This is a genomic window from Aquimarina sp. (assembly GCF_977115655.1).
Map to the genome: position 1 here is coordinate 1 of NZ_CDSBKO010000114.1, position 7,559 is coordinate 7,559.

Annotated in this window: 5 protein-coding genes; all 5 read right to left on the reverse strand. The window is 30.5% G+C overall.

Annotated elements, in window-relative coordinates:
- Positions 1-314 precede the first annotated feature (314 nt).
- Positions 315-1,049 (reverse strand): hypothetical protein, encoded by a 735-nt coding sequence (locus tag ACZIYX_RS23310; protein ID WP_462684671.1) that lies wholly within the window; start codon positions 1,047-1,049, stop codon positions 315-317.
- A 222-nt stretch (positions 1,050-1,271) separates the two neighbouring features.
- Positions 1,272-1,775, reverse strand: a complete 504-nt coding sequence (locus ACZIYX_RS23315) for a YfbM family protein (protein ID WP_462684672.1) — start codon at positions 1,773-1,775, stop codon at positions 1,272-1,274.
- Positions 1,776-2,084: 309 nt separating this feature from the next.
- Positions 2,085-2,549: a type II toxin-antitoxin system death-on-curing family toxin gene (locus tag ACZIYX_RS23320; protein WP_462684673.1), complete on the reverse strand. Its 465-nt coding sequence runs from the start codon at positions 2,547-2,549 to the stop codon at positions 2,085-2,087.
- Positions 2,521-3,522 carry a DNA-binding protein gene (locus ACZIYX_RS23325; protein ID WP_462684674.1) on the reverse strand — a complete coding sequence of 334 codons (1,002 nt, stop codon included), beginning with the start codon at positions 3,520-3,522 and terminating at the stop codon, positions 2,521-2,523. The genes ACZIYX_RS23320 and ACZIYX_RS23325 overlap by 29 nt, the downstream gene beginning before the upstream one ends.
- A gap of 359 nt (positions 3,523-3,881) precedes the next feature.
- Entirely contained in the window at positions 3,882-7,169 is a 3,288-nt protein-coding gene (locus ACZIYX_RS23330) for a DEAD/DEAH box helicase (protein WP_462684675.1), read from the reverse strand.
- Positions 7,170-7,559: the final 390 nt, after the last annotated feature.

Genomic DNA, 7,559 nt, shown 5'->3' on the forward strand with positions numbered 1-7,559 from the left:
CAAAGCTTCATAACGAAGTTCTATTGCATAATCTGGGCAATGTCGTTAAGTTAAGTTGTATCTTTTTGAGGATTAAACATCTGTAAAAGCAAAATACTGCTTTACTTCCATCATGGATTCCAGCCTACGCTGGAAAGACAAGCAGAAAGCATTGTGTTTTGGTTGTTTTGTCATTCCGTTGAAGAACGGAATCCTCCATTAACAAATTTTAAATCAATAGTTTAAATTCTTAACTTAATGACATTCATAATCTAGGTTAAATTCAATATCAATTCCTCGATAAATTTTTAATAATTCTGGCAACGTCATTACTATTAGTTTATCTTCATTAATATTTTGCTAATTTTTGGAGTTTTAGTATCGTATGCAACTAGTATAGAATCTCCTATTTTATAAATATCTTTTTGTGTAGCGAATCGACATTTAATAATTTCATTGCCAATATTTATTTCATATTCATAAATCCATTTAGCTTCAATTTCCTTTCTTTTATACCTATAAGTATCTCTAAATTCTTTTTCTAAAATTACGGTCTTAGTTTTAGGAGATTTGTCATCTAAATTTGCTAATATTGAATTTATATCATCTCCATATACTATATTATCAAATACCGTAACCGTTAATACAGTACTGACTAAACTAAAGAGCAAGAGTATTTTGATATTACTTGATTTATTAAAGAAAATATTTTTTACTATCGAGTAAAAAAATTGCCATCCAGCAATAATTATAATGAAAGAGACTATTCCTCCTAAAGTTTGTCTCGTAACTCCAAAGAAATAATAGATGATTAATGTTATAATAATAACTATCCCCCCTAATGATAGTTTTTTTAAATTTTCAGGAGTAAATTTTTGAGTGAATTCCTTAAGGTCAAAATTTAGATTATTTTTTTTTGGAGGCGGCGGAGTCATATCTTTTTCATAGTATTGACATTCTTCTTCAAAATCAGCGATTTTATCTGTCAATCCACATATTAGACCGATTTTAAAGTCCGCTTTTCTATTTACGCATGTTTTACAAAATTTTAAATGTTCTTCTCTTGTCATATTTTTTATATTCAAATTGGGGTTTGTTTAAATTGTACCTAATAATAAAACAAAGAATACGTATCCTTTATACTCTGATCTATCTAAAGATCTAGCAATTTTTAATACACCTACTATTAATTGATACAATTATGCACATATACTTTTATTGCTTTTACAGGCTTTTTAGTTTTTATTAAAAAAAGTATGGGCTTGTTTAAAAGTTACTGATGTTGTTTCCATTTAACATATATAAGATACAATTGCTTGGTTGTTTTCAACTGCTTTTTTATAAAACTCTTTAAATTCTCTAAAACTTTCCATTAAAAACTCATAGGATCCTAATTCTGTCCAAATTTCTGGGTAGATTCCAATTTCGTTCATCTCAGAACCATTTATTTTACTTTTTAAGATTTCGTCCGTTATTTTTTCTAGTTCACAAAATGTTTCTTTCACTTGAGTAGAAGTTAAATATTGAGCTGGTCCATAACCTAAATCTTGTTCTTCGTCAATAATTTGAAAACTAAAAAGTGCTCTTTCTAATTTATTAGGTTCGTTTTCAAGTCCTCCAATAATTTCTCCAGTTAAGATATAATTAATTCCGTCCCAAGATTTATCCAAATCCAGAAACCATTCTGCTATATACGTGTTTTCTGCGTTTATTTTGTTTTCAAGAGTTTCAGGGGCATTTAAAAAAGTTTTTAATTCTTCCTCAGATACTCTTATCATATTTCCAATCATTCCCATATTTTGAACTTCGTTTTAAGGTGATCTAATTATTTACATCATTATAAGTTAATGTCACAGCAGAGCAAAATGTTACTTTAGCGTTCATTAACCTATACAGATTTCATATTAATTTAGCTATAATCTTAGGGTTATGACTTAACGGCTATAATCACATACTTGGTATTGCGTGTAGGTATTTATTCTTTTTTAAGGCTCTTGCCAACTTCTCGATTCCTCCTTATTTGCAAATTCCGGATCCCTCAACAAGGCATATAGCGCTGGTCTATCGGCACGCCATATACTTAATCATTATGTGCAGGCTTTGCTCTATTCTCTTGTTTTAGCCTCTATGATTTTCAGTTTTAATTCGTAGCTGAAATCTTCTTCGTAAATAATAGAAGCAATGATTTCTTTAAGCAAGTCTCTGTCTATTATATTATCGGCAACATCCACAGCAACATTTTCAGTTGACAAAATGAATTTAGACACAAGATGGTCTAGTCCATTTATTTCCAAAAAATATGCACTTAGTGCAATCGAGGACCTTTTATTTCCGTCATTAAAAGCGTGATTCTTATTTATGGAATAAAACAGATAAGCAACTTTGTCCTCCAATTCCGGATAATAATTGTCGTCCTGAACAAAATCTAATGTAGCGTGAAGCAATCCTAAATCCTTTGCGCCAGTCATACCACCAGAATGTTCGATTATATAATCGTGCTCTTTAACTGCGTAATCAAAATCGAAATATATAAATGCCATACTATCGATTTTTAAGACGTTTAAAGACATCTATGTTTTCGTCGATTCTTTCTTCTAAAGCTTTACTCTTATCTCCTAAGAATCTCTCAAAATCAGATTGCGATACAGTATTTATATAGTTTTTTAAACTATCGTGAAAGACTTTTCTAAACCCATAATCTCGACTAGCCATCTTTATTCTGGCATCTTCAATTAAGGGCTTGAATAATGGGTGTTCTGAAAACTGAAATAGAAGTAAGTCCATCTCTGATTTTGTTAGTTTTCTACCAAGAGAATTATATTTCTCTTTCATTTCGTGAGCAAGACCTGTCTCAAAAGAGGCTATAAGTTTTAAAACTTCTGAATACATTGTATCTCTAGCATTCTCCTTCTCACTTAGATTGAGTATTTTTTTGTATTCTACAGCATTTTCTTTGAAAATACATTCATAAATTTTACTCGTGTAAATAGCGTATTTAAAATTTCCTAAATCTAAATATGTGTTCAAAGCTTGAGTGAATTCTTTCCTATAGTGTGGCTCTTTTAGAATAGCATTTAAAAAGTCTTCGTCTCTTTGGTTTATGTACTTTGTAGAACCCCCAGCTTTTTCATTCAAAGTATCAATCACAATGTCAAGAATTTTACTTCTTAATGCTTTTGCCATTTCACTTTCAACCAATAGCATTCCCAAGTTCAAAAATGACCTAAAATTAAATACTCCTAATTGTGATGTTTTACTTGAAATATTTATGATATGACCAAAATCAGTTTTAAATTCTTTAAGGTTTTTGCCTTTCAAGACAATATATCCATTGTGCTTTAGTTCGTTTTCAAAATTCTCAAGATATCTGTCAATTGTTGCTATATCTATTTGATAAAATTCAGATATTTGTTGCCTAGTGTATTTGTATTCTTCTTGAAATAGCATTCCAGGAACGCCCAAGTAATCTCTTAGATTGCTTAATACCAGAGGATTATTTAATATGTTTTGTCTGTCTATATTTGAAGAAGTTAAATCTTTCATTAATGCAAATTTTGTTGATAACTTTTATATGCTAACCGCACTTATGCGGATAGGATGTTAATAACTCCGAAAAAATATTTATAAATCCGATTCACAAAATACATTAATTCAGACCATTCCGTAGGTTTTTTATTCAATATTTTAATTAATGCACGATGTTTTTTCAGCTTGCACAGTAGAGTAGAGCCTGATAGCTCTAGTCTATTATATCTGCTAAAGATCCCTCGCTAGCGCATTACGGCTTGATTATTTGAAAGAACATAGCTTCAGCAGATCCCTCACGGGAACAACTGTATACTTTTCTTCTGAGTGAACAGCCAATTACTCTGGTGGGATTCTCACCCACTGGATTGTCTTGTTTACTCATTTACTATGACTTTTAAATCAATATTCCCAACTTCTTTAAGATAGTTTTCAGTTACTCCGAGTAATGTCATAATGTTTTCTGATACGTTTTGTTTGGACAAACTTGGTTGCACTATAAAAACATCAAAGTTCATTGGTTTTTTATTTTTGGCAATAGTCAATAGTCTTTCCAAATCCTCCGTAGTTCCTTTTTCAATTCTACTTCTTTCGTTTCCTGTTCTGACTTTGGTTTTTCTTTTTAGTAAATGTTCAAAAAACTCTGTTCCTTTTTTATGTTTCCAATGAATGGATTTTTGTGCTTGACCACAAACTTCATAAAAGTTATCTATCCTTGTGTTTACGTTACCGTCTTTTGCAAATTTTAGATGATAGAACTGAATATCAATTCTTTTATCAAATTCTTTGATAGTTATTATATCTGCAATTTCTCCTGAATAGTCATCATCATAAATTATGTCATAGTCTTCTGCAATAAGCTTTTGAATTGTAACATATTGTATTGAATCTGTTCGTAAAGGAACTACTCCTTGTGCTTCTTTACTTAAATCAACATTAGACCAATCCCAAGCAATTAGGTTCTCTGTTGGGTATGGTAAAATTATTTGTTTTAATTCAACATATTCATTGCCTTCTAATCTTGAACCATCTGCAAACCAAACTATTGGTGGATAAGCATTTAAATACTCGGTTAGGTATAACTTTTTAGTGCCAATTATTATTTCTCCATTATTGGCAGAGGTTTTTACAATTCTAAAATTTGCCACTTGATTTTCTCCAATTGTTTCTTCAAATAGCTCTTTTTTAAATTTAATAGAATTTGTTGGTGTATTAATTTCAAAGCTTATTTCTCCGTTTGCATTTGCGTTCAGTAGTTCAATTGAACAATATGTTAAACTGAATTCTTGGTTTTCGATAACAAAGGAAACTCTTGATCCAGAGTTGTCGTAAAAATTGTCATTCCAATCAATATGAGTTGGGTAAATTTTTGGAATCTCACTTACAATTTGAGGAATCAAAGTTTCTTTTAAAACTTGGTTTGGGTCAATTGTTTCATCGATTAGTTTTTGACCAAGTTTATTACACCATTTAATGAAACCTCTTAAATCATTTCTTAAATAACTCCAAATACGTCCTTTGTAAGAACAGCCCAAAGTTATTTTATCTCCTTCATCGTAACCTGAACCAAAAACGAAAGCTTTTTGTCCTCTTTGTTGTTCTGCGATTGACAAAGCTTCTTCTATATCCGTTCCAACTCTCATTGTAAATCGAATTTTTCTGTTTAAAAATTCCTTTAACCCAACGTTTTGAAGTGAGACCCTCTTTATATCATAAAAACTTTTGAATACATTTAATTGATTAATCATTATGGCTTTATCATACAAAACCGCATTAGCTAAATCTTCATATAGACTTGATTTTTCAGAACTGTGAATAAATAAAAGATTGCTATCTGTATCATAGTAGAGAACTGTTAACTGCCAATTTAAACCAAAAACTTCTTTATAGTTTACCCATTCAACCTCGCTTTTTCCTGCGGTAATCAAGACCAATGTTTTAGCGGAATCATTGTAGTCAGAAAACTTATATTCCAAATCATCATATCCTTTGATTCCTTTTTTAAATTTCTTTAGATTATAGGTTTCATTAAAATTAATATTTGGGTCATCTTTGTCAAAGTTGTTTTTATAAACTACTGTGCTTAAAGCAAACCGTATATTTTGAAACGGAATTTTTGAACTTTCTAAATACTGAAAGCCATCTATGAATTCATTAAAATCTATTTGTTCTTCAATTTCATCAGAACTTAATGTTGATAATAGCGAATTCCAGTCTGAATCTTGTGCATAAAGTTCGCTTAACTCATTCTCAACGTTTGAATCCGCTAAATTCGCAATAAAAGTGGCGTTGCCCAATTCGTCATCGTGAGATGTTCTTGTAAATCTACCAGCAAATTGAAGTGTGATTGGTAAACTCTTTCTAATATCGTGAAATGCTGCTATTTTGAGTTGCGGTAAATCAAAACCTTCTCCTAACATATTTACTGCAACAATAATTTTATGTTCGCAATTGACAATAGACTCTAAAATTTCTTTTTTGTTAGCAATTGAGGAATGAACCATAATAGGGTTTAAATCCTTAAACTCTTCGTAAATTTCAAATATTTCTTTTGCTCTGCTTTTGTTTTCGCATCGAGCCATTAAAATATGATTGTAACCTGAAGCAATATCTTCTCTTAATTTCTCTACCGCTTTATCTGCGATTATTTTATCTCCTTTTTTAAAATCATATTCTCTGATTGGAAGAAAATTAATTCGTTTGAAATACCCTTGTTCTTGAGCTTTTTTGAGAGAAAAGTTAAATATTATCTTACCGTCCACCTTTTTTCTATCGTTTCGGAACGGTGTCGCTGTAAATTGTAAAATTTTAGATTCAATGAAAAATAGTCTTACTCTATTCCAAGAACGAGCTTCTGAATGGTGTGCTTCATCTATGAATAAATGAGAAAAATTTTCTGATATTAACGAAAGTTGTTCATTTGAGTTTTTTGAAAGAATACTCATTGTAGTAACTACAACGTTACATTCGTTAATAAACTCCAATAGTTCTTCTGATTCTGTAAAATTTTGCTGTAAAATTCCAACTCTTGGATTCAAAGCATTTTCATTTACGATTCCAAATTTTTTAAGTAATCCTAAAGTATAAAATTTGTTGAAGATTTGAGTTCTTAAGGCATCAGAAGGTACTGTGATAATTATCTTTTCGCACCTATTAGCTATCAGAGTTGTTAGCATAGTTTCAGTTTTACCTGTTCCTGTTGGCATAACAACTGTACCTATTTCATCTGAAATTTTTAAGTGGCTTAAAATAGAATACAAGGCTGCAATTTGTGGTTCTCTTAAACCGTTTATTCCTTCTTGCAAGTCTTCTTCAATAAAAGAAAAATTTCCTTTCCAAGATTCAATTATTTCATCAGTAGTAAACTCTTTGATTTTAGGATGCTTAATCCATTTTTTGAATTTTATCTCATTGTTTTCTAATCTTTCTTCGGTTGCTTTTTTATTAGTTAGTAGAACGTAATCAAAACCGTCAGGCATTGTGTCTGGATTGCTACACAAACAATATTGAATTCCACTATTTTCAATTAGTGCATAGCTTCTATGTGAAGAAACAAAGTTGTATTCTAATTTTGAACTTGGTTCTAATAGTTGTTTGGAAATATTTTTTGTCCCAACTTTCTGCCAATATATTTTCTTTAATCCGGGAAGTTTAATGTTTGTCATAAAGTTGGTTCAGTATTGTGTACAACAATTGTATATAGTTACCAAGGCACTCCTATCTCTCTATCATTAAAAACACAGTACCCTTTTAAATTTTCAAAACCCTAAAGTACTGCTACTTTTTAGGAGTGCGGTTACGGGAATCCGTATAGAGAATTAAAAAGTTTTTCTTAAGAAAAAGGGTTTAAAAAGAAATTTGTGCCATTGGTTTGCCCTAAATGGAGTCAAAGGGCAGGCCAGGGTAAACACATTTAAAAACTATTTTCACTTTAAAGATGAAAAGTTAAATTCACATAGGTTTTACCTCTTTTTTTGATTAAAAAATAGATTCCAGTCCCGTTCTTCAACGGGATGAACTGTGCTTAAAAACAAATATTTGGTTGATAATTTTCT

Coding starts and splice junctions, on each gene's coding strand:
- ACZIYX_RS23310 (WP_462684671.1), bottom strand. CDS start 1,049: ATGACAAGAGAAGAACATTTAAAATTTTGTAAAACATGCGTAAATAGA.
- ACZIYX_RS23315 (WP_462684672.1), bottom strand. CDS start 1,775: ATGGGAATGATTGGAAATATGATAAGAGTATCTGAGGAAGAATTAAAA.
- ACZIYX_RS23320 (WP_462684673.1), bottom strand. CDS start 2,549: ATGTCTTTAAACGTCTTAAAAATCGATAGTATGGCATTTATATATTTC.
- ACZIYX_RS23325 (WP_462684674.1), bottom strand. CDS start 3,522: ATGAAAGATTTAACTTCTTCAAATATAGACAGACAAAACATATTAAAT.
- ACZIYX_RS23330 (WP_462684675.1), bottom strand. CDS start 7,169: ATGACAAACATTAAACTTCCCGGATTAAAGAAAATATATTGGCAGAAA.